At 70.9% G+C, this 20,743-nt stretch carries 20 protein-coding genes and 1 pseudogene; 7 read left to right on the top strand and 14 right to left on the bottom strand.

The genetic code is table 11. From position 1 onward, the window contains the following. Positions 1-43: 43 nt before the first annotated feature. From ABZ079_RS02890 to ABZ079_RS02865, 6 genes are all read left to right on the top strand, one after another. Entirely contained in the window at positions 44-646 is a 603-nt protein-coding gene (locus ABZ079_RS02890; RefSeq protein WP_356937586.1) for a TetR/AcrR family transcriptional regulator, read from the top strand. 123 nt (positions 647-769) lie between these two features. Further along, entirely contained in the window at positions 770-2,989 is a 2,220-nt protein-coding gene (locus ABZ079_RS02885; RefSeq protein ID WP_356937585.1) for an MMPL family transporter, read from the top strand. A gap of 142 nt (positions 2,990-3,131) precedes the next feature. After that, positions 3,132-3,647: a YbaK/EbsC family protein gene (locus ABZ079_RS02880; protein ID WP_356937584.1), complete on the top strand. Its 516-nt coding sequence runs from the start codon at positions 3,132-3,134 to the stop codon at positions 3,645-3,647. Continuing rightward, a complete protein-coding gene (locus ABZ079_RS02875) occupies positions 3,644-4,489 on the top strand; it encodes an EamA family transporter (RefSeq protein WP_356937583.1) in 846 nt (281 codons plus the stop codon). Before ABZ079_RS02880 ends, ABZ079_RS02875 begins: the two co-directional genes overlap by 4 nt. Before the next feature lie 240 nt (positions 4,490-4,729). After that, the gene (locus ABZ079_RS02870) at positions 4,730-5,620 is read left to right on the top strand and encodes an NAD(P)-dependent oxidoreductase (protein WP_356937582.1); all 891 of its coding nucleotides are present in this window, start codon (positions 4,730-4,732) and stop codon (positions 5,618-5,620) included. A 104-nt stretch (positions 5,621-5,724) separates the two neighbouring features. Then, complete coding sequence (locus ABZ079_RS02865) at positions 5,725-6,000, top strand: DUF1876 domain-containing protein (protein WP_356937581.1); 276 nt, start codon at positions 5,725-5,727, stop codon at positions 5,998-6,000. A gap of 103 nt (positions 6,001-6,103) precedes the next feature. Here ABZ079_RS02865 and ABZ079_RS02860 read toward each other — a convergent pair whose 3' ends face one another. The 6 genes from ABZ079_RS02860 to ABZ079_RS02835 form a co-directional block, all read right to left on the bottom strand. After that, complete coding sequence (locus ABZ079_RS02860) at positions 6,104-7,261, bottom strand: serine hydrolase domain-containing protein (protein ID WP_356937580.1); 1,158 nt, start codon at positions 7,259-7,261, stop codon at positions 6,104-6,106. 73 nt (positions 7,262-7,334) lie between these two features. After that, positions 7,335-7,781 (bottom strand): organic hydroperoxide resistance protein, encoded by a 447-nt coding sequence (locus ABZ079_RS02855; RefSeq protein WP_356937579.1) that lies wholly within the window; start codon positions 7,779-7,781, stop codon positions 7,335-7,337. Between the two features lie 107 nt (positions 7,782-7,888). Then, on the bottom strand, positions 7,889-8,353 hold the full coding sequence (locus ABZ079_RS02850; RefSeq protein WP_356937578.1) for a MarR family transcriptional regulator: 465 nt from the start codon (positions 8,351-8,353) through the stop codon (positions 7,889-7,891). Continuing rightward, entirely contained in the window at positions 8,350-9,114 is a 765-nt protein-coding gene (locus tag ABZ079_RS02845) for an ABC transporter ATP-binding protein (RefSeq protein ID WP_356937577.1), read from the bottom strand. The genes ABZ079_RS02850 and ABZ079_RS02845 overlap by 4 nt, the downstream gene beginning before the upstream one ends. Next, positions 9,102-9,863 carry a cobalt ECF transporter T component CbiQ gene (gene cbiQ, locus ABZ079_RS02840; RefSeq protein ID WP_356937576.1) on the bottom strand — a complete coding sequence of 254 codons (762 nt, stop codon included), beginning with the start codon at positions 9,861-9,863 and terminating at the stop codon, positions 9,102-9,104. Before cbiQ ends, ABZ079_RS02845 begins: the two co-directional genes overlap by 13 nt. A gap of 1 nt (position 9,864) precedes the next feature. Next, positions 9,865-10,917, bottom strand: coding sequence for an energy-coupling factor ABC transporter permease (locus ABZ079_RS02835; protein WP_356937575.1), 1,053 nt, complete (start codon positions 10,915-10,917; stop codon positions 9,865-9,867). A gap of 149 nt (positions 10,918-11,066) precedes the next feature. Between ABZ079_RS02835 and ABZ079_RS02830 the strand changes: the two genes are divergently transcribed. Continuing rightward, entirely contained in the window at positions 11,067-11,405 is a 339-nt protein-coding gene (locus ABZ079_RS02830) for an SsgA family sporulation/cell division regulator (protein ID WP_356937574.1), read from the top strand. Here the strand turns inward: ABZ079_RS02830 and ABZ079_RS02825 are convergent, their stop codons facing one another. From ABZ079_RS02825 to ABZ079_RS02790, 8 genes and pseudogenes are all read right to left on the bottom strand, one after another. After that, entirely contained in the window at positions 11,406-13,073 is a 1,668-nt protein-coding gene (locus ABZ079_RS02825) for a penicillin-binding transpeptidase domain-containing protein (protein WP_356937573.1), read from the bottom strand. It abuts the gene before it with no gap. 95 nt (positions 13,074-13,168) lie between these two features. Then, positions 13,169-13,606 (bottom strand): annotated as a pseudogene (locus tag ABZ079_RS02820) (penicillin-binding transpeptidase domain-containing protein); the annotation flags it as partial. A gap of 305 nt (positions 13,607-13,911) precedes the next feature. Then, positions 13,912-15,771 carry a peroxidase family protein gene (locus ABZ079_RS02815; RefSeq protein ID WP_356937572.1) on the bottom strand — a complete coding sequence of 620 codons (1,860 nt, stop codon included), beginning with the start codon at positions 15,769-15,771 and terminating at the stop codon, positions 13,912-13,914. A gap of 44 nt (positions 15,772-15,815) precedes the next feature. Next, positions 15,816-16,205 (bottom strand): hypothetical protein, encoded by a 390-nt coding sequence (locus ABZ079_RS02810; protein ID WP_356937571.1) that lies wholly within the window; start codon positions 16,203-16,205, stop codon positions 15,816-15,818. Between the two features lie 44 nt (positions 16,206-16,249). Further along, on the bottom strand, positions 16,250-17,467 hold the full coding sequence (locus tag ABZ079_RS02805; RefSeq protein ID WP_356937570.1) for a catalase family protein: 1,218 nt from the start codon (positions 17,465-17,467) through the stop codon (positions 16,250-16,252). Next, on the bottom strand, positions 17,464-18,891 hold the full coding sequence (locus ABZ079_RS02800) for a peroxidase (RefSeq protein WP_356937569.1): 1,428 nt from the start codon (positions 18,889-18,891) through the stop codon (positions 17,464-17,466). The genes ABZ079_RS02805 and ABZ079_RS02800 overlap by 4 nt, the downstream gene beginning before the upstream one ends. Positions 18,892-18,924: 33 nt before the next feature. Then, positions 18,925-20,196, bottom strand: a complete 1,272-nt coding sequence (locus ABZ079_RS02795) for a hypothetical protein (protein ID WP_356937568.1) — start codon at positions 20,194-20,196, stop codon at positions 18,925-18,927. Positions 20,197-20,258: 62 nt separating this feature from the next. Beyond that, positions 20,259-20,717, bottom strand: coding sequence for a hypothetical protein (locus ABZ079_RS02790; protein WP_356937567.1), 459 nt, complete (start codon positions 20,715-20,717; stop codon positions 20,259-20,261). Positions 20,718-20,743 lie beyond the last annotated feature (26 nt).

Here is a 20,743-nt window from a genome sequence, read left to right as displayed (position 1 = left end):
AGAGGTACGAAGCGGAAGACCACGGAGTGGGAAGGTGACCGGCATGACCGAGGCCGTCGCAACGACGCGTCGCAGTCGGATCACGCCCGAGCGAGAGGCCGAGCTGTACGAGGCCGTGCTCGACCTGCTCCGGGAAGTCGGCTACGACGCCCTCACCATGGACGCCGTGGCCGCTCGCACCAGATCCAGCAAGGCCACGCTCTACCGCCAGTGGGGCGGCAAGGCCGAGCTGGTCGTGAAGGCCATCCGGCACGGCAAGCCCGGCCGGATCGACGAGATCGACACCGGTTCGCTCCGCGGCGACCTGCACGCCCTGGTGCGGCTGGAGGACGACTGCACGATCGAGCGGAACTCCGCGCTCATGCGGGGCGTCGCCATGGCGATGCACAACAGCCCCGATCTGCGCGAGGCGTTCCGCGCGCACCTCGTGGAGCCGGAGATGTCCGGATTCCACCAGGTGATCCGGCGCGCGGTCGACCGGGGTGAGATTCGCCCCGACTGTCCGGCGCTCGACTTCCTGCTGCACATGATGGTCGGCGGTTTCGCCACCCGGGCCCTGCTCGACGACCAGCCGCCCACCCAGGCCTTCCTCACCTCCTACATCGATGCCGTGGTCCTCCCCGCCCTCGGCGTCGCCACCTCTTGATCAACCTCGATCACCTTCTGATACCCCTCCCCAGCAAGCCCACCACCTGACGTCACCGCTCACGTCGTCGGGCTGATCGCCCCTGCCCAGCTGAACCCACGACCTGACCGGGAGTACGCCTCCGTGGCCACGTTCCTCTACAAACTCGGCCGGCTCGCCTTCCGGCGACGGCACTTCGCCGCCCTCATATGGGTCGCGCTGCTCACCCTCGCCGGGGTGGGTGCCGCCTCCGCGCCGGCCGCCGGCAACACGTCCTTCTCCATCCCCGGCACCGAGGCCCAGAAGGCCTTCGACCTGTTGGAACAGCGCTTCCCCGGTATGAGCGCCGACGGCGCCACCGCACGGGTCGTCTTCAAGGCGCCCAGCGGCGAGAAGATGACGGACGCCGCCCACAAGGCGACCGTCGGGAAGACCGTCAAGGAACTCAAGAGCGGTTCGGAGGTCGTCTCCGTCGCCGACCCCTACACCGGGCACGCCGTCAGCAAGGACGGCACGGTCGCCTACGCCTCGGTGAAGTACAAGGTCTCCGGCATGGAGCTGGAGGACCCCTCCCGCGACGCGCTGAAGGAGGCCGCGCAGGACGCGCGGGACGCGGGCCTCACCGTCGAGATCGGCGGTGACGCGCTGAACGCCACCCCCGAGACCGGTTCCAGCGAGATCATCGGCATCGCCATCGCCGCGGTCGTCCTCGTCATCACCTTCGGCTCGTTGCTCGCGGCGGGATTCCCGCTGCTGACCGCGATCATCGGCGTCGGCATCGGCGTCTCCACGATCACCGCGCTCGCCAGCGCCCTGGACCTGGGCACGACCACCTCCACCCTGGCGTCGATGATCGGCCTCGCCGTCGGCATCGACTACGCCCTCTTCATCGTCTCCCGCTACCGCGCCGAACTGGCCGAGGGGCGCGACCGCGAGGACGCGGCCGGCCGGGCCGTCGGTACGGCGGGCTCGGCGGTGGTCTTCGCGGGCCTGACGGTCGTCATCGCCCTGGTCGGCCTGTCCGTGGTCAACATCCCGATGCTGACCAAGATGGGCATCGCGGCCGCCGGTACGGTCGCCATCGCGGTCCTCATCGCCCTCACCCTGATCCCGGCGCTGCTCGGCTACGCCGGCCGCAGGGTCAAGCCGGCCGGCGAGAAGAGCAAGCTGCTCGGCGGCGGCCGTACGCCCAAGAAGCCGGGCCGGCCCAACATGGGCACCCGCTGGGCGAGCTTCGTCGTCCGGCGCCCCGTCGCCGTCCTCCTGCTCGGCGTGATCGGCCTCGGCGCGGCGGCGGTTCCGGCCACCTCCCTCGAACTCGGCCTCCCCGACGACGGCTCCCAGCCGGTCTCCACCACCCAGCGCCGCGCCTACGACCTCCTCTCCGAGGGCTTCGGACCGGGCTTCAACGGCCCGCTCATGATCGTGGTCGACGCCAAGGGCAGCGATGACCCGAAGGCGGCCTTCACCAAGGTCGGCGACGAGATCAAGGGCCTCAAGGACGTCGTCACGGTCACCCCCGCCGCACCCAACAAGGCCGGCGACACCGCGACGATCACCGTCGTCCCGGACTCCAAGCCGTCCTCGACCACCACCGAGGACCTGGTGCACGCCATCCGCGGCAAGGGCGCGGACATCACCTCCGCGACCGATGCGAAGGTGCTGGTCACCGGCTCGACCGCGATGAACATCGATGTCTCGCAGAAGCTGAACGACGCGCTGCTGCCCTACCTCGCCCTGGTGGTCGGGCTGGCCTTCCTCCTCCTGATCGTGGTCTTCCGCTCGATCCTCGTCCCGCTGAAGGCGGCCCTCGGCTTCCTGCTCAGTGTGATGGCGGCCCTCGGCGCCGTGGTCGCGGTCTTCCAGTGGGGCTGGCTGTCGGGCCTGATGAACGTCGAGGAGACCGGTCCGGTCATGTCGATGATGCCGATCTTCATGGTCGGCGTGGTCTCCGGTCTCGCCATGGACTACGAGGTGTTCCTCGTGACCCGCATGCGCGAGGCGTACGTCCACGGAGAGAAGCCCAACCAGGCCGTCGTGACCGGTTTCAAGCACGGCGCCCGCGTCGTCACGGCCGCCGCGGTCATCATGATCGCCGTCTTCTCCGGCTTCATCGGCTCCAGTGAGTCGATGGTCAAGATGATCGGCTTCGGCCTCGCGATCGCCGTCCTCTTCGACGCGTTCCTCGTCCGCATGGCGATCGTCCCGGCGGTGCTCGCGCTGCTCGGCAAGAAGGCCTGGTGGCTGCCGAAGTGGCTCGACCGCGTCCTGCCCAACGTGGACGTCGAGGGCGAGGGTCTGCTCACGGAGCCGGATCGCAGGGACGCCGATCCCGAGGGGGAGCGGGAGCTGGTACGCGCCTGACGTACCGCTCGTGAGAGACGGCCGGTGAGGGTGCAGCCCGTGGGGACGGGCTGCACCCTCACCGGTCTTCCACGCCGCTGCTGCGGACGAACGGGTGGAAAACGCCGTGAGTGGGGTTCGGGCGATGCCGTAGCGTGCCCACATGACGACGACAGCCGCCACTGACGCCGAAGAATCCGGGGCCCACTCCCGTTGCGCCGAAGCCCTCCGCGCGCTCGGGCTGGAGGACGTCCTCGCCCGTACCCGGCGGTTCCCGGAGACCACCCGGACCGCCGCCGAGGCCGCCGCCGCGATCGGGTGCGAACCGAGCCGGAGCGCCAAGTCGCCGATCTTCGCCGTCGATGGCGTGCCGGTGCCGGTCCTGCTGGACGGGGCCTCGCGCGTGGACGTGGAACGGGTGCGGCAGGAGCTGGGTGCCGGGAAGGTCACCCGGGCCGACGCCGGTGTCGTCCGGGAGACCACCGGGTACGCCATCGGCGGCGTGCCGCCCTTCGGGCACCGCACGCGCACGCGTGTCGTCGCCGACCGCTCGCTGCTCGCGCACGGCCCGGTGTGGGCGGCGGCCGGCACGCCGTACACGGCCTTCCCGATCGAGCCGAAGGAACTCGTCGTCCACGCGGGGGCCACACCGGTGGATGTACGCGAGCAGAGCGCGTGACGCCGTTCGTCGCGGCGGCCGTCCTGCTCGCCGCCGTCACCCACGCCAGCTGGAACGCCATCGCGCACCGGATCACCGACAAGCTGGTCGGCTTCACCCTGATCTCCGGCGGCGGGCTGCTGATCGGGCTCGCGACGGCGCCGTTCGTGGCGTTCCCGGCCGGGCCCGCCTGGCCGTTCCTGCTGGTCTCGGCGGCCGTGCACATCGCCTACTACGCCCTGTTGATGACCTCCTTCCGGCTGGGGGACTTCGGGCAGGCGTACCCCCTCGCGCGCGGCAGCGCGCCGCTCGTCGTCACCGTGCTCGCCGCCGTCTTCGCGCACGAGGTCCCCGGCGCCTGGGCGATGGCCGGCATCGCCGTGTCCTGCCTCGGCCTCACCGGCGTCAGCCTGTGGGGGCTGCGCGGGAACCGGCCGGACTGGGCGGCGATCGGAGCGGCGCTGGCGACCGGGCTGACGATCGCCGCGTACACGGTGATCGACGGCCTGGGCGTACGTGCCGCGCACTCGCCGCTCGGGTACATCGCCTGGCTCATGGCCGTCCAGGGGAGCGTCATCCCCGCCTACATGTACGCACGCGCGCGTGGCGACACCGTCCGGCTGCTGCGGCCGTACGCCGTCCTCGGCCTCCTCGGCGCCGCCCTGTCCGTCGCCGCGTACGCCCTGGTCCTGTGGGCGCAGACACGCGCCGAACTCGCCCCCATCGCCGCCCTGCGCGAGTCGTCCATCATCGTCGGCGCGGTCATCGGCGCACTGCTCTTCAAGGAGCGCTTCGGAGCACCCCGGATCGCGGCGGCCGGCCTGCTGGTCGTGGGGATCGGGCTGATGCTGCACGCCGGGTAGCGCGTCGGGTGGCGAACAGGGGGGCGTGCCCCCCGTAGCGCGCCCCGGGTGCCGCGGCAGCCGTACGCGCGCCGGGTGCCGCGCGAAACGGCACGCGCCCCGGGTGCGGGATGCGGCGCGTACCGCACCCGGGCGCCCTCGCCGACCCGCCAGGGCGGCGCGGAGGCGTCATCCGTACGAAGATGACGTCGGACCACGAGGCAGCGACCGGGGCAGTAACCGGAGGACAGGGAGCCGTCAATGACCCACCAGCCGACCGTCAGCGTCCTGGGCACCGGCATCATGGGAGCCGCGATGGCCCGCAACCTGCGCCGTGCCGGACTCGACGTGCACGCCTGGAACCGCACCCGCGAGAAGGCCGAGCCACTGGCCACCGACGGCGCCCGGGTCACCGACACCCCCGCCGAGGCCGTCGAGGGAGCCGACGTCGTCCTGACCATGCTCTACGACGGCAACACCGTCCTGGACGTCATGCGCGAGGCCGCCCCGGCCCTGCGTCCCGGCGCGGTGTGGGCGCAGTGCACCACCGCCGGGATCGACCTGATCACCGACCTGGCGGCGTTCGCCCACGAGCACGGGCTCGTCTTCTACGACGCCCCCGTCCTCGGCACCCGCCGGCCCGCCGAGGCCGGCCAGCTGACCGTGCTGGCCGCCGGGCCTGAGGAGGCCCGGGAGACGGTCGCGCCGGTCTTCGACGCGGTGGGCGTCAAGACCGTGTGGACCGGGGACGACGGGGGCGCGGGCAGCGCCAGCCGGCTCAAGCTGGTCGCCAACAGCTGGGTTCTCGCGGCCACCGCCGCGGCCGGCGAGGTGCTGGCGCTCTCGAAGGCCCTCGGCGTCGACCCGCAGAACTTCTTCGACCTCATCGAGGGCGGACCGCTCGACATGGGCTACCTGCGCGCCAAGGCCGCGCTGGTCCTCGAGGGCAAGCTCTCCCCGGCGTCGTTCGCGGTGGCCACCGCCGAGAAGGACGCCCGGCTCATCGTCGAGGCGGGGGAACGGGAGGGCGTACGGCTCGACGTCGCCACCGCGACCGCCGAACGGCTCGCCCGTGCCGCTGCCCAGGGCCACGCGGACGAGGACATGGCCGCCGCGTACTTCGCCAGCTTCGAGCAGAAGCCGGGTGACTGAGCCCGGCGCCGGTCGACGGCTCCGGGACGGCGGCCAGGCGTCGACATGACGGGGCGGGGGGCCCGGGCGCACCCTGGAAGCAGCGGTTTACGGAGGTGGTCGACATGATGCACACCGCTGTGGGATGGCACGTCGAGCTGGAGTTCATGGAGGACGAGCAGCACACGCGCGCGGTGGCCATGGTGCGTCTGCCCGACGGCACCGAGGTACGGGCGCACGGCCGCGCCAGCCGGCACCGCGTCGACTCCAACCAGCCCAGGGTCGGCGAGGAGATCGCCGGTGCCCGCGCCCTCAACGAACTGGCCATGCAACTGCTGACCAAGGCCCACGACGAGATCGACGCGGACTCCGGCCGGACCTCGCACCCGATCAACGTGTGAAGCCGGGCGCCGGCGCGCTGCCGCGTGGGACAGGCGCACGCCTGGGCGCGCATTGGGGGCGCACGCCCTGAGCGCGCGGCGCGGGCACGCTGTGAGCCGAGCCCTACGCGAGCGCCGTGCGCAGCGCCCGTACCAGTGCCTGTGCCCTCGGGTCCGCCGTCACGCTCTTCCTGAACCCGTTGGTGACGTAGCCGAAGGCGATGCCCGTCTCCGGGTCGGCGAACGCGAGGGCGCCGCCCCGGCCCGGGTGCCCGAAGGAGGCGGGGGAGAGCAGCGGGGAGGCGCTGCCGTGCAGCATGTAGCCGAGGCCGAAGCGGGTGCCGACAACGAGGACCCGGTCCGGCCCGGCGGACTGCTCGCTGCGCGCCAGCTCCGTCGTCTCCGGGGCGAACAGGCGGGTGCCGCCGTCCACCTCGCCGATGAGCGAGGCGTAGAAGCGGGCCAGTCCGCCGGCGGTGGCGATGCCGTTGGAGGCGGGCAGGGCGGCGGCCCGGTAGGCGGGGGCGTTCTCGTCCGGCAGCGGGGTGATCGCGGCGAACGCGCGGCGTGTCAGGGAGTCCGGGTCTCCGTAGGCCTCGGCGACCGCGCGTTTGGGGCGGGTCCGCAGGCTCGCGGTCTCAGGGGCCTCGACGGGGCCGACGCGTCCCACGCGCGCGTGCTGTGATTCCGGCAGGCCGAGCCACAGGTCCGCGCCGACGGGCCCGGCGATCTCGTCCGCGATCCACTCGCCTGCCGGCCGGCCGGTGATGCGCCGGATCAGTTCGCCGGTGAGCCAGCTGTAGGTCTGGGCGTGGTAGCCGTGGTCCGCTCCCGGCTCCCACACCGGCGCCTGCGCGGCCACGGCCGCCGCACCGAGGTCTGGGTCGGCGGCCTCCTCGGGGGTCAGCGGGCGGTCGAGCAGGGGCACGCCCGCGCGGTGCGCGAGCAGGTGCCGTACGCGAGTGTGCTCCTTGCCGGCCGCCTTGTACTCCGGCCAGTACGTGCCGACCGGGGCGTCCAGGTCCAGCTCGCCGCGCTGATGCAGGAGCAGCAGCGCGGCGGCGGCCACGCCCTTGGTCGCGGAGCGCACGATCTGCGCGGTCCCGGGCTCCCAGGGGGTGTCGCCGTCCACGTCCCTGGTGCCGGCCCACAGGTCCACGACCTGGTGTCCGCCGCGGTACACGGCGACCGCCGCGCCGCGCTCCCCGAGCAGCACGAAGTTCGCTGCGAACGCCTTCCTGACCGGCTCGAAGCCCTCGGCCACAGTGCCGTTCACGTCCACGTCCGCCGTCCCTTCCGATCGCCTGCGACATGGGGCGCAACAGCGCCCGCGCGCCTGCGATTCCTCGGTGGGATCAGCCCAACAGAATCGTTACGTCTATGTTGCCGCGCGTGGCGTTCGAGTAGGGGCACACCTCGTGGGCCGAGTCCACCAGCTTCTCGGCGATCTGCCGGTCCAGCACCGGCAGGGAGACGCTGAGGGCGACCGCGAGGCCGTAGCCGCGGTGCTTGTTCGGGCCGATGCCGACCCTCGCGGCCACCGTGGAGCCGGTCAGGTCGTAGCCCGCGCGGTTGCCGACCAGGATCAGGGCGTTGTGGAAGCAGGCGCAGTAGCCGGCCGCGAACAGCTGTTCCGGGTTGGTGCCGTTGCCGTCGCCGCCGAGCTCCGGGGGCATCGCGACCTTCAGCTCGAGCCGGCCGTCGTGGCTGGTGACATAGCCGTCCCGGCCGCCGTGTGCGGTGGCCTCGGCGACATACATGATCTTCGTCGGACGGGTGTCGACAGCGGTGCCCTCGGTCATGGCCGGCCTCCCCCGGAACAAGTGGCGCGCAAATACATTGTGCACAAGGTACCGGCTGGTATGTCGGCAGGCGTCACCGGGGGGTGGAAACCGCGGGTGATCCGGGATCAGTGCCGGGCGGCCGCCGCGTCGGCGCGCTCGGTGATCCCCCACAAGTCCCCGCGCAACCGCGCGACCTCCTGTGCGCCGAGCCCCGTGGTCGTGAGCAGGGCGCCAGGTACGCGCGCCGCGCGCTCCCTGAGTTCCTCCCCGCGCCCGGTGCACGCGACGAGCACCGAGCGCTCGTCGCCCGCCGCACGCTCCCTGCGCACCAGACCCGCCGCCTCCAGCCGCTTCAGCAACGGCGAGACGGTGCCGTAGTCCAGACGGAGGGCGCGCGCCAGCTCCTTCACGCTGGTCTCGCCGCGCTCCCAGAGGACCAGCAGCACGAGGTACTGCGGGTAGGTGAGCCCGAGGCCGTCGAGGAGCGGACGGTACGCGGCGGTCACGGCGCGCTGGGCCGCGTACAGCGCGAAGCACAGCTGGTCGTCCAGCAGCAGTGAGCCCTCGACGGCGGGATCCTCGTTCGTCACGCTCCCATTGTCACGGACTTCGGGTCGAACCCGAACGGCAGCTCCAGGCGGTGCGCCCGCATCAGCTCGTCGTCGGAGAGCAGCTCGCCGGTCGGGCCGTCCGCCGCGATCACGCCGTCGCTGAGGATCAGCGAACGCGGGCACAGTTCCAGGGCGTACGGCAGATCGTGGGTGACCATGAGGACCGTCACGTCCAGCGAACGCAGGATGTCGGCCAGTTCCCGGCGGGAGGCCGGGTCGAGGTTGGAGGACGGTTCGTCCAGGACCAGGATCTCCGGCTCCATGGCGAGCACGGTGGCCACCGCGACGCGCCGGCGCTGGCCGAAGGACAGGTGGTGCGGCGGGCGGTCGGCGAAGTCCTGCATGCCGACCCGCTCCAGAGCGTGCCGGACCCGTTCCTCCAGCGCGCCGCCCTTGATCCCGGCGGCGGCCGGCCCGAACGCCACGTCCTCCCGCACGGTCGGCATGAACAGCTGGTCGTCCGGGTCCTGGAAGACGATGCCGACCTTCTGCCGGATGGCGGCCATGTGCCGCTTGCCGACGGGCAGCCCGGCCACGGTCACCGTGCCGGTGCCACCGCCCAGGATGCCGTTCAGGTGCAGCACCAGGGTCGTCTTGCCGGCACCGTTCGGGCCGAGCAGCGCGACCCGCTCGCCCCGCGCGATGGAGAAGTCGACGCCGAACAGGGCCTGGTGGCCGTCCGGGTAGGCGAAGGCGAGGCCGGAGACCTCCAGGGAGGCAGGTGTAGTCACAGGACCCATCCCAGCAGACAGACGACGAGGGCGGCGAAGGGGAGAGCGAGGGCGTACGACCACTGCACCCGGGACGCGGTCACCTCGTCGATGACCGGCATCGAGCCGGCGTATCCCCGGCTGACCATGGCCAGGTGCACGCGTTCCCCGCGCTCGTAGGAGCGGATGAACAGCGCGCCGGCGGACTTGGCGAGCACGCCCCAGTGGCGCACGCCCTTCGCCTCGAAGCCGCGCGACTCGCGGGCGATCCGCATCCGGCGCATCTCGTCGGTGATGACGTCGCCGTACCGGATCATGAAAGAGGCGATCTGCACGAGCAGCGGCGGCAGCTTCAGGCGCTGCAGTCCGAGCAGCAGTTCGCGCAGTTCGGTGGTGGCGGCGAGCAGCACGGACGCGGCGACGCCGAGCGTGCCCTTGGCGAGCACGTTCCAGGCGCCCCACAGTCCGCCCACGCTCAGCGACATCCCGAGGACGTGCACCCGCTCGCCCTCCGCGACGAACGGCATGAGCACCGCGAACGCGACGAACGGCACCTCGATCAGCAGCCGCCTGAGCAGGAAACCGGCGGGCACACGCGCGTGGTACCCGACGAAGGCGAGCAGGCCGGCGTACCCCGCGAACGCCCACATAGCCTCGCGCGGGGTCGACACCACGACCACCACGAACAGGAAGGTGGCCGCCAGCTTGGTGTGCGGCGGCAGGGCGTGCACGGGCGAGTGTCCGTGCCGGTAGAGCCGGTGCGCGTGTCCCGCTCCCATGTCAGACGCCCGTGCCCGCGGTCGAGGCGGGCGAGACGTCCGCGCCGCGGCGCCGGCGCACCGCCCAGAACACCGCGCTGCCCGCCACGACCGTGACGCCGACGCCGATCACGCCCGCGAGGCCGCCGGACAGACGCGGGTCGGAGACGTCCTTGACGCCGTAGTCGGCGAGCGGGGAGCCGGCCGCCGCGTGCTTCTCGGCCTTCTCGTCGATCCCCTTGTCGTGCGCGACCTTCTCCAGGCCGTCCGGGTTGGCGGAGGCGTAGAAGCTGACGAACCCGGCGAGGACGACGGAGGTGACGAGGCCGGTCACCCACAGCGTGCGCCGGGAGGTGCGCGCCGTCACGGGCGTCACGGGCGCCGGGGCGTCCACCAGTGCGCCGTTCACGCGCAACCGGAGCCGCTGCCGCAGGCCGCGCGCGCCGTGTACGAGGTCCGGGCGTACGGCGATGACGGCGCTGACGGTGAGCGCGGTGATGACCGCCTCGCCGATGCCGATCAGCACATGGACACCGATCATCGCGGTCGCGACCTTGTCGAGGGCGACGTCGGTGGTACCGCCGACCGCGTAGACCAGGGTGAAGGCGAGGGCGGCGGCCGGCACGGACACCAGCGCGGCGACGAAGGAGGCGGCGGTCACCGAGCGCCGCTTGCGGGGCAGTACGGCGAGCAGCCCGCGGAAGACGGCGTAGGAGACGACCGTGGTGACGATCGCCATGTCGGTGATGTTCACGCCGAGCGCGGTCAGCCCGCCGTCCGCGAACAGCACGCCCTGCATGAGCAGCACGACCGACACGCACAACACGCCGGTGCAGGGGCCGACGAGGATGGCGGCCAGCGCACCACCGAGAAGATGGCCGCTTGTCCCGGCCGCGACGGGGAAGTTGAGCATCTGTACGGCGAAGATGAACGCCGCGACCAGGCCGGCCAGCGGGGCCGTCCGCTCGTCGAGTTCGCGACGGGCGCCGCGCACGCTCACCGCCAGGGCTCCGGCGGCGACCACTCCGGCGACCGCTGAGGTAGGGGCGTCGATGAATCCGTCAGGTACATGCACCGTACGATGTTAGGCCCTTGTTGCGAACCCTTTGCAAGAGAGACGAAGTCTCGTCTCTCACCGGGGTGTGAACCGGATAATGTGCGACTCTGGAGGGAACACGGATGTACGGCTTTCGCATAGGTCACAGTTCGTGAGAGGGCGGTCCGATGTCTGTAGTCGAACAGTACGCGCGCGCTCATATCGTCACGGACGAGGAAGACCCGGGAGCCGTGCCCGTCGTACTGCGGTACGACCCCGACACCGATCCCCGGTCGGTCCGGGTCGGCCTTCCCGGACCGCACGAGTGGACCTTCTCACGCTCGCTGCTCGAGCGGGGACTGCGGACGCCGGCCGAGAGCGGTGACGTCCGGGTGTGGCCGTGCGGGCGCGTGCAGGCCGTCGTGGAGTTCCACACCGACCACGGCGTCGAAGTGGTGCAGTTCGAGTCGAAGACCCTGGTCAGGTTTCTGCGCCGGACGTACGTCGCCGAGCCGGTACGGAACTGATCAGCCGCCCGTCCGCAGCAGTGTCGCCACGATCGGGCCGGCCGTGTCGCCGCCGTGGCCGCCCGCCTGGACCACGCCCGCGGCGGCGAGGTCACCCCGGTAGGCGGTGAACCAGCCGTTCGGCTTCTTCTGCCCGTCGACCTCCGCTGAGCCTGTCTTCGCGCCGTAGTCCGGACCGAGCCCGGACATGGCCTCGGCGGCGGTGCCGTAGGCGGCCGTGTACCGCATCAGCTCGCGCAGCTGCGACAGCGTCTTCGCCGACATGGTGCGCGACGCGGTGGCCGGCGTGCGGTGGTCGACGGACGGGGACACCAGGTACGGCTGGTGGAAGGTGCCGGACTTCACCGTCGCCGCCACGGAAGCCATGTTCAGCGGGTTCATGCGCACCCCGCCCTGTCCGATCAGCGAGGCCGCCTTCTGCGCCGCCGACTGCACCGGCACGGAGCCGTCGAAGGTGGGCACGCCGATCGCCCAGTTGTTCATGGACAGGCCGAAGACCTGCTGCGCCTGCCGGGTCAGGTCGTCGTTCTTCAGCTTCTTCGCCTGGCTGATGAAGGCGGTGTTGCAGGAGCGGGCGAAGCTCGCCTTGAAGGTGCCGCCCTTGATCTCGAAGTCGTCGTCGTTGTGGAACTTCCAGCCGCCGTAGGTGAACGTCTTGGGGCAGGGGTGCTCCTTGTCCGCCGCGGCCAGGCCCTTGTCGATCAGCAGTGACGAGGTGATGACCTTCATCGTGGAGCCGGGCGCCAGGGAGCCCTGGAAGGCGGTGTTGAAACCGTGCCCGCTGTTGGCGACCGCGAGGATCTCGCCGGTCGAGGGCCGCAGCACGACCACGGAGGCGCGGGCCCGCCGGTCGACCTGCCGCTCGGCCGCCGCCTGCAGGGACGGGCTCAGCGTCGTCCGCACCGTGCCCGGCGTGCCCTTGCTCAGCTCCACGAGTGTCTTGTCGGACAGCTTGGCCGCCTTGGACGCCTTGCCGCGCACCACGCGCAGCTCGACGCCCGCCCTGCCGCCCGCCTTCTTGCCGTACTTCTCCCGCAGCCCGTCCAGCACCGTGCCCAGCGAGGGGTACTTGGTGGACGTCAGCTCGCCGCCGTCGCGGTCCAGCGCCGTGACGGGCGGAGTGCCGGACTCGCCGGTGACGAGCGTGTCGCCGTCCCGGAGGTCCGGGTGGACGACGGAGGAGTGCCAGTCGACCAGCGGCTTGCCGTCGCTCTTGCGCCGGACGACGGTCAGCGAACTGTCGTAGGCGAGCGGCTTGCCGAGGTTCCGGTACGACACGGTCGCCTTGACGGAGAACGGCACCTTGGCGCCCGTCGCCGTCCCGGCGGTGAGCGTGACGTCCTTCAGGCGGGCGTCCTTGGTGGAGCCGGTGAGCAGCGGGCCGGCGGCGGACGGGTCGTCGGTGGCCGCGGCCGCCTCGGTGACCTTGCCCTGCTGCCAGGCGGTGAGGAAGCGCGTCGCGGCCGTGCGGACCTCGGTCGCGGTGAGCGGACCGGTCCTGACGGCCTTGTGGTCGGCCGAGGCGGGCGTCCGCTCGTCGGCCGCGGCGCCCCCGCCGTACAGCGCGTAGACGCCGAACCCGGCGCCGCCGACGACCACGGCGATCATTCCGCCGAGCACGGCGGGTCCGGTCTTCCGTCGCTCGGCGACGCGCCTTCTGTTGCCCACTGCCTCAGTTCCTCCGCGACTTCCCCAGGCTGCCCGGAGCCTTCACATTCCCCAACGACCCCCTCACCCTAAAGTCCCCACCTCGTTGGGTGCTGTCAGCCGGCGTTCCGTAGCACGCTTGCGACAATCGGCCCGGCCGCGTCGATGCCGTGACCGCCGTCCTGGACCATCGCGGCCGCCGCCACATCATTGCGGTAACCGGTGAACCAGCTGTCGGACCTGGCGTTCCCGTCGACCTCGGCCGAGCCGGTCTTCGCGCCGATGTCCCCGCTCATCCCGGCCATCACGCCCGCCGCGGTGCCGCTGCGGGCGGTGCGGTTCATCATGCCGCGCAGCTGCGCGGCCGTGCTCCGCGACAGCCCGCGCGCGCGTGCCGGTTCGCGGCCGTCCAGCGCGAGCGGCACCAGCACCGGCTGCCGGAAGGTCCCGGTCATCGCGGTCGCCGTCACGGATGCCATGTTCAGCGGGCTCATCTGCACCTGGCCCTGTCCGATCAGGGCGGCCGCCTTGTCGGAGCCGCCGGCGGTGGGCACGACGCCGCGGTCGGCGCGTCACCCTTCTCCCAGGCGGCGAAGAACTCATTCCAGGGGGCCGAAGGGGGGAGCCGGACGGCCCGTGGCCACGCGACTGCCGTGGTGCGCGGCCCGGGCCGGGCGAAGCAGCTTCACAGCCGAGTCCCGAAGACGTGGGCGGATGACGCCGGACTCGCCCACTCGTGCTCGTGCCCGCGGCGATCGACGGGGCATTCGCGATCGCCTTTGTGAGGTTCTGGCTGCTGAGCGGGCCACCGGCGAAGTTGCGAGGCCACGACCCGGCATCCGACGGGCACCGGGCGTGATCACCGCGCGGGTGAGGACGCCTTCCAGGGGGCGAACGCGTTGTTCACCGACCTCATGGACGAACGCAGCTCGGGGAAGTGCCGCAACAGCACGCTGACCATGCTGTTGTTCTCGATCCAGTCCAGTCCGGTCTGCGTGTACACCTGAGGCGTGTAGTCCTTGGTGAGGAAACGGTCGCTGTTGAGCCGGCGGGACGCCATGAGGACGAAGATCCGGAACGCCGTGTCGCTGAAGGCGAAACCCTTCGGCCGGGGCTCGGCGAACATGCCCACCATGAGGTCGACGCGTTCGATGTCGCCCTCGTACACCCGACGCAGTTCCTCGGCCCAGACCGGATCGTCCGTGAGCGAGTCGAAATCCTCCGCCGGGGGAAGATGCAGCAGACGTCTGAATTCGTTGTACCGCGGTACGCCGAGTTCCCGGATCCGCAGGATGTCGACCGCCCCGAGATCCATGAGCTTGCCGTCGGGGCGCTGGAACTCCTGCAGGAACCTCGGGTAGTTGTGCAGGGTCACCAGACCCGGGTGCGAGGTGCCGAAGGAGTAGAACAGATCCGGCAGGGTGTGTTTGCCGAGGATCTCATAGGCCTGCCGACCGGCCAGGTCCCGGAACGTCGCCTCCTGCAGCAGGGAGTCGTCCGCGACCGATCGGAAGCTCCAGTCGTCGGGGACCAGGGGATGCATCCGGTAGACGGCCGCGAACTCCTCGGTCAGGGAGTAGGGGACGCCGAAGTGGTCGGTACGCCCGCCCACGATGCCGCTGAGCACCTCGCTCGAGCTGATCCGGCCGAACAGCCGGTGCACCCGCTCACCGAGGACGCCGAACCAGTTGACGCGCATTCCGGTGACCATCGTCGGATGGCTGATGACCGCCGGAGTCCATTCGATGGTGTGGATCTTGGCGATCAGTGCCGCCGTGATCAGGCGCGCCCGCTGGAAGATCTCCTCGTCCGACCAGCCGGGGTACTCGCCGCGCAGCCTGTCGCAGATGGCGTTGTGCTCCAGGATGAACAGGGTGTGCATCATGGCGAGGCCCACCCAGAACCCCGGCACGCTCGCCGGATCCCGTTCGGGGTCGTCCGAGAACAGCGATCCGTTCCGGGGGACCTTGAGTTTGCCGTCCTCGCCCGTGCGCAGCCGCCGCTGGGCGGCCAGGTCGTCGCCGTAGAGCTGGGACGCGTCCCACCAGTGCGATTTCTCGTTGATGTACGTCGGCGGCAGCCCGTCGTCACTGCCCGGGCGGGTCGGGTCGGGGAGCGTCCGCGGCACGAGCATCGGCCGGGCGGGCCAAGGGTCGTCGTCGACCAGCTGGATGTGCCAGGGGCGGTCCACCGCGCCCTGCCCATGGCTGACCCAGTCCCGGACCATGAACTGCAACCACGCCGCGACCAGGGCGTTGACGGACTCCGCGGGGACGAACTCATGCCTCGTGAGGAGCGCACGGCTCACCTCACGTGGGCTCGGAGACATGATCTGCGGCTCGGATTCGGGGAAGTTGCGCTCCGGCGGGGTGTTGCGACCGAAGCGCGAACCGGCCATACCCATACGAGGGCTGGCCAGGTCGTTGTACGTACCGTCGGCCGTGCGCTCGGTGAGGTGCCGCGGTTCCGGCGGCCCGACCGGTGGCAGGTCCCGTGTCGGGTAGGTGCTGGTGTCGAAGAGGTTCCTCCGGCGCAGATTGTCACGGAGACCGATGAGGGTCAGCATGCCGAGCGACTTCGGCAAATTCTGCCAGCCGACCTTGTGGTCGACGGCCAGCGCCAGCTTGTCGTGCAACTGGACGAACCAGGACGCGGTTCCGGTCTCGCCGGCGGTTCGCGGTGTCGTACGGCCCGCCGAGCCGTCGTGTGCTCTACCCATCGTGGAATTCCTTCCGGCGTCCGGTGCGGGTGTTCTGAAGGCAGTCAGCGCGTGGCCGGACGGCGGCAGTCCCGCCGCTGGGCCAGAAAAGTGAGGGCGACGTTGACCGTCGAGATCGCCGTGGCGGCCATCGCCGGCCGCCGGGCGAGCGTCCCTTCCTGCCCGGCCCAGGCGGCTGACAGCGCGTCGCTCGTATGGATGAACGTGCCGACACGCAGTGCTCGGTCCAGCTCGTCCGGGTCCTTGAGGCAGAGCAGCTCGGCGCCCAGGACCACGGTTCGGGCACCGAACATCCGCAGCACGTAGATCAACGCCGGACGGCTCGGGTCCGCCCCCAGCCGGCGGGCCACCACCTGACTGGCCAGGAGTGCCGCCACGCCGTTCACCAGCCGGATTCCGGCGAGGCTGTATCGCGCGACTGTGTGCCCGTCCATGGTCATCGCCCCTTCCCGAGGGGTAGTGCATGCCGCGTATGACGCTAGGTCGTGTCCCGTCGGCTCGCGCGCCCACTGCTCCGCGTGGCCGAGCCGAGCCAGGTGCCGTCACCGGGGTCCTCGCGCGGTGTGCCGTTCATCGATTGACGGAGCCCGGAGAGCCGGAGATAGATGGCGCGGCGGGCGCGGTTCTGGTTGCCCAGCGGCCGGTGCTCGGGCAGCGCGTGCCAAGGGTTGAAAGACAGCCGGTCGGCGAGGGCGAACTGTTGCGTCGCGTCGAGAACCTGTCTCGGCAACCGCAGCGTGGCCACGGGGATGAACGACGAGAGCCGTTCGGGCCAGACCACCGAGGCGTTCTCGATCGGCATCCGATGCGGATCGGTTTGCACTTGGACGAGGAAGTCGAAGGTCACGTCGCGTTCCCGCAACGTCGTGGCCAGGGCCTCCCGCAAGTAGTCGTCCGGCGGGTTCCACGGCGCCCGCGTGCGGGTTCCGTCGCGCGGGACCACGGAGTACTGCATGGCCTGGCCCTCACCGAGCAGATACGGCGTACAGCTCCAGTACCGGGCCTCCAGGGGACTTGAGTGCGTTTTGGCGTACAACCCCTGCATCACCAAGTCGCACAGGTGCGGGTCGCGAGGGCCCAGGAAGTACAGGAGGGGGGTGCCGTCGAAGACATGCCGCTGCAGCTTGAGGTTCTCCACGACATCCGGAGTGGTGAAGGTCGGCGCGCTGATGCCCGTGAAGTCCTGGGTGCTCCGTTCGTCGTCGAGCAGCTTCTCGCCTTCGACGCCGAGCAGCTTGACGCCGATGCTGAGGACGCCGTTGTCCTTGATGTCGGGCGGCGACAGGGGGCCCGGCCCGGCGAAGCGGACCCAGGCCTGGAAGGTGGTGGGACGGCTGAAGACACCGTGACGCAGCCGCTCGGGCAGGTCGGCGGAGACGGTGAACTCCCCGCGCACGACCCCGTGGGTCTTGGTGTTCCCGGCCCGCTGCGCGCACCCCGGCGCGTACTCGCGTGCGATGAAACGGGCCATCTGACGTGTGATGTCCTCGGCGATTCCGGCCTCCTCGGGCCGGACCGTCTCCTCGGCGAGACGAAGGTGTTCGTCGCGGCGGCGGACGTTGATGAGCCACTGCACCAGAGCCTGTACCGGTCGCCGCAGCAGCCGGTCGAGCAGCGGGCGGATGTAGGGGTCGACGCGCCGTTCGAGCTGGACACACCACAGGATCGCGTCGTTGACCCGCTGCGCCCCGGTCACCGCTGCTCGCCCTTGCCGGTGGCCGAACACAGGAAGCGCAGCGCCCGCAGCCCGGGAAGGAAGAAATAGGCGCCACCTCGTACGGAGACGAACTGCGGAAGGCCGAGGTGGCGGGTGCGTACGGGCCTGGCCTGTTCGGTGAAGGTGGAACGGTGGTTCCGGCGGGGCGCGACGAGCGGGTCGGGGGAGTCGTAGAGCCTGTTGAAGTTCGGATTGTTCAACCAGGTGTGCTGGATGAACTCGAACTGGCGTGAGATGTTCGCGTTGAGACAGAGGAAATGCAGCCCGCGTTCACCCCCGCCGCCCGTCCCGCCGTCCGCGTAGGCGCGACCCCGGCGCAGGATCCGGTGCCGTCTGCCGATCGCGACCGATTCGGCCGATCCCGGCCGGGGATCCAGCGAGTCCCTCGGGTTGGCGCGGCGGATGTGCGCCCCGAGGGGGCAGCGCATGCCGTCCCGATCGGTGGAGAAATAGCCGAAGTCGTTGTCCGTGGCAAGGGCCGGGTCGTCCTGCCGCGGCGCGTGGACCAGCGGTGCGCCGCCGGGCCAGCGTCCCACCATGCGTGCGGCGAGCGCGTCGCGCGCGGCGGGATCGCCGCTGCCGTCAGGGCGCCTGGTCGCCTCGTCGAGGTAGCCCCAGAAGGCGTCGACGTCCTGATGGAGCTGGCGGAAGACCAGATAGCTGCCGTTGCACCCGAGATCCGCGTCAGTGCCACCGGGGCCGCGGGGCAGCAGGCCCGCCGAGTCGTGCGGGGGCGGCAGCAGCGGCCGGTCCGTCAACAGGCCGTACTCGTTGGGGTAGCCGAGGACGAACTCCCCGGCCTTGACCACCTCGTCACCGCCTGTGCCGTTGGCAGGAGCGGCCGTGGCCCTGGGCAGCCCCTCGATGAGCGGCTGTGAGATGCCGTCCCGGAAGCCGAAGGGTTCGCGTTCGGTCAACTCGGCCGTTCCCAGCCGCACGAGTTCGGTGAGACCGCCCGCGGCGAGGACGACCTGGCGCACCTCCGCCTCGAGCCGCCCCAGCCGCGCCTCGTCGCGGGCGTACAGCAGGACGAGAACGTGCACGGGAGGGGTGGCCGGGCCGCCCCACCGCCAGTAACATGGGGCGTTCTCCCCGGTGTCACCGAGGAAGCGACTGCGGTTGGGGTCGGTCATCCCCGAGACGAACTCCTCGGGAAAGCCGTCGGGGCCGGGTGTTTCCAATCCCAGAAGCCGTATGCCGTCCGACGTGAAGGCGAGGTTCATGGCGGTGTCCGGGGGCTCCGCGCGGCCGCTCGTCACCCGTGGCGTCAGCTCACCGAGAGCGGCGCGTGCGCTGGCGGGGTCGTTGATCGTGAGCATCAGGAAGCTCGCCCAGCGCAGGGTGCCGTAGCCACGGGGGATGAGGCCCTGCATGTCGTCGAGGTCCAAAGTCACCACCGTCACGTCCCCTTCCCTCGGTTATCCCCGGGGATCTCCTCAGAGCAGAGCGAGCCAGGCCTCGGTCTCGGCCGGGCTGAGTGTGCCGAACAAGCCTGCGCGTATACGCGCGTTGGTATGGAGGTTGTGCGTGGTCAGGCTGTCGTACGCGGAGTACCAGACCTGGGTCGGCAGCTGATGGGAGCGGAGGTAGTGCTTGAACGCCAGCTCGTCCCTGGCGCCGTCCAGCACGAGCCACCGGGTGCGTGGATAGCCCAGCCCGTTGCTGAAGACGGCGTTGAGGCCCCAGGCGACCTTGTCGATGAAGTCGTCCATGTAGCTTTCCAGGCTGCCGTCGTAGTTGCTCGCGAAGATCACCCGGCGTTTGCCGTCGATGAACAGCCAGCGCGCGAAGTGGATGGTCTTGACCCCGGCGAGATCCCCCCGCTTGAAGAAGTGGCGGACTCCGTAGTCCACGACGAACAGGATCGCGGTCAGCGTGATCCGCCTGAACCGGCCGGGCTTGACCGCGCCGACGGCGGTGAACGGGTTCTGTGCCACGAAGTCCTCGTAGGAGGCGAGTTCGCGCACGTGGTCGCGGTCCGGGCGTTTCCGGCTGGGAACGTCACGACGTTCGTGCCATCTCACCAGCACGGCCCAGACCGGCAGAGCGACCACGAGGAAGGGTGACAACACCAGCCCGGCCAGCGGGACACCGACGAGATGGGCCGCCTGGCTGACCCGCCAGCGCAGGGCGGGCCGCGCGGGCCGCGAACGCGCCCAGGCCAGGTCCTCGCGACCGGTGACATGATCCTGGACGGCGGCGCGTATCCGGGTGGGACTCCTGCCCGACAGTTCGGCGGCGTGCCGGTCGAGGAACTCCTCGATCGCCTCGCGCAGCCGGGCCTCGTCCAGCATCTGCCGCCGCCCCCTGCCGACGGTGTTGACGTAGAAGGCCGCGCACGGCACGCGACGCGACCGCAGCCAAGCGATCCGCTCGCCGTCCGAAGCCCCGCCCGCCGGGTATCCGTCGCAGTGTCCGAACACCTTGTCCAGCTCTTCGCCCGCTGTACGCACAAGGTCGGCGAGGTGGGCGGACGGCGATACGTCCACCTCGCTCATGTAGACGACGCCGGCCGGCAGCAACGTCCCGGTGCCGTCGCGCCCTTGGGGAACGAGGACCAGCCGCGCGAAATGGACCCCCTCCATCTCGGCGAACCGGAAAACCTCACCCGCTCCCTTCCGGTTGGCTTCGTCGAGCACCTCCCGCACGTCATCGATGCGGGCCGGGGGCACGGCGGCCAGGACGGTGACCGCTGACTGGTGCGGCATATCCAGCACCTCCCACCTGCCTCGCGGCTGACGAGCCGTCGACCGCGGTGTGTCAGGACGTCTCAGGTTTGCGGACCGGCGAAGTGCAGGGAGAAATTGAGAATCCTGCGCCGCCCCCAGTAGACGATTCCCAGATAGAGATGGGGGCCGATCTGGCGGATCTCGTCACGTATCCAGTGCGCGACAAGCGAGGTGCGGGAGTAGTCCAGGACGATGCATTCGTCGCCGTCCAGCAGGCTCTTGTCCCGGTAGACCTTCGCGCGTATCGCCCGGATACCGAAGGGCGTGACCCTGTTGCGCAGTCCGCCGCCGTCGCGGTCGAAGACCTTGCCCTGCCATGCGAGGAGACGCGCGAGCGCGGCCCCTGCCCTGGACACCTTCGCACCGCGCGCCGTGAGCACGGTGCCACGTCCCTCACCTCGAGGTATCTCCCCGGGATGACCGGCGCGGAACAGCCGGTCGAGCTCCGGCCGCGACATGGTCAGCAGCTCGTCGACGTCCGCACCCGTGTCGTGGCTCATCGCACACCTCCAGGGCGGTCCCGCGC

Origin of the sequence: Streptomyces sp. NPDC006314, from assembly GCF_040613075.1 — a bacterium.
Taxonomy (GTDB): domain Bacteria; phylum Actinomycetota; class Actinomycetes; order Streptomycetales; family Streptomycetaceae; genus Streptomyces.
This window is presented reverse-complemented; position numbering and strand designations above follow the sequence as displayed.

Coding starts and splice junctions, on each gene's coding strand:
- ABZ079_RS02880 (WP_356937584.1), top strand. CDS start 3,132: ATGACGACGACAGCCGCCACTGACGCCGAAGAATCCGGGGCCCACTCC.
- ABZ079_RS02855 (WP_356937579.1), bottom strand. CDS start 7,781: ATGACCGAGGGCACCGCTGTCGACACCCGTCCGACGAAGATCATGTAT.
- ABZ079_RS02865 (WP_356937581.1), top strand. CDS start 5,725: ATGATGCACACCGCTGTGGGATGGCACGTCGAGCTGGAGTTCATGGAG.
- ABZ079_RS02890 (WP_356937586.1), top strand. CDS start 44: ATGACCGAGGCCGTCGCAACGACGCGTCGCAGTCGGATCACGCCCGAG.
- ABZ079_RS02815 (WP_356937572.1), bottom strand. CDS start 15,771: ATGGGTAGAGCACACGACGGCTCGGCGGGCCGTACGACACCGCGAACC.
- ABZ079_RS02830 (WP_356937574.1), top strand. CDS start 11,067: ATGTCTGTAGTCGAACAGTACGCGCGCGCTCATATCGTCACGGACGAG.
- ABZ079_RS02790 (WP_356937567.1), bottom strand. CDS start 20,717: ATGAGCCACGACACGGGTGCGGACGTCGACGAGCTGCTGACCATGTCG.
- ABZ079_RS02845 (WP_356937577.1), bottom strand. CDS start 9,114: ATGGGTCCTGTGACTACACCTGCCTCCCTGGAGGTCTCCGGCCTCGCC.
- ABZ079_RS02870 (WP_356937582.1), top strand. CDS start 4,730: ATGACCCACCAGCCGACCGTCAGCGTCCTGGGCACCGGCATCATGGGA.
- cbiQ (WP_356937576.1), bottom strand. CDS start 9,863: ATGGGAGCGGGACACGCGCACCGGCTCTACCGGCACGGACACTCGCCC.
- ABZ079_RS02810 (WP_356937571.1), bottom strand. CDS start 16,205: ATGGACGGGCACACAGTCGCGCGATACAGCCTCGCCGGAATCCGGCTG.
- ABZ079_RS02795 (WP_356937568.1), bottom strand. CDS start 20,196: ATGCCGCACCAGTCAGCGGTCACCGTCCTGGCCGCCGTGCCCCCGGCC.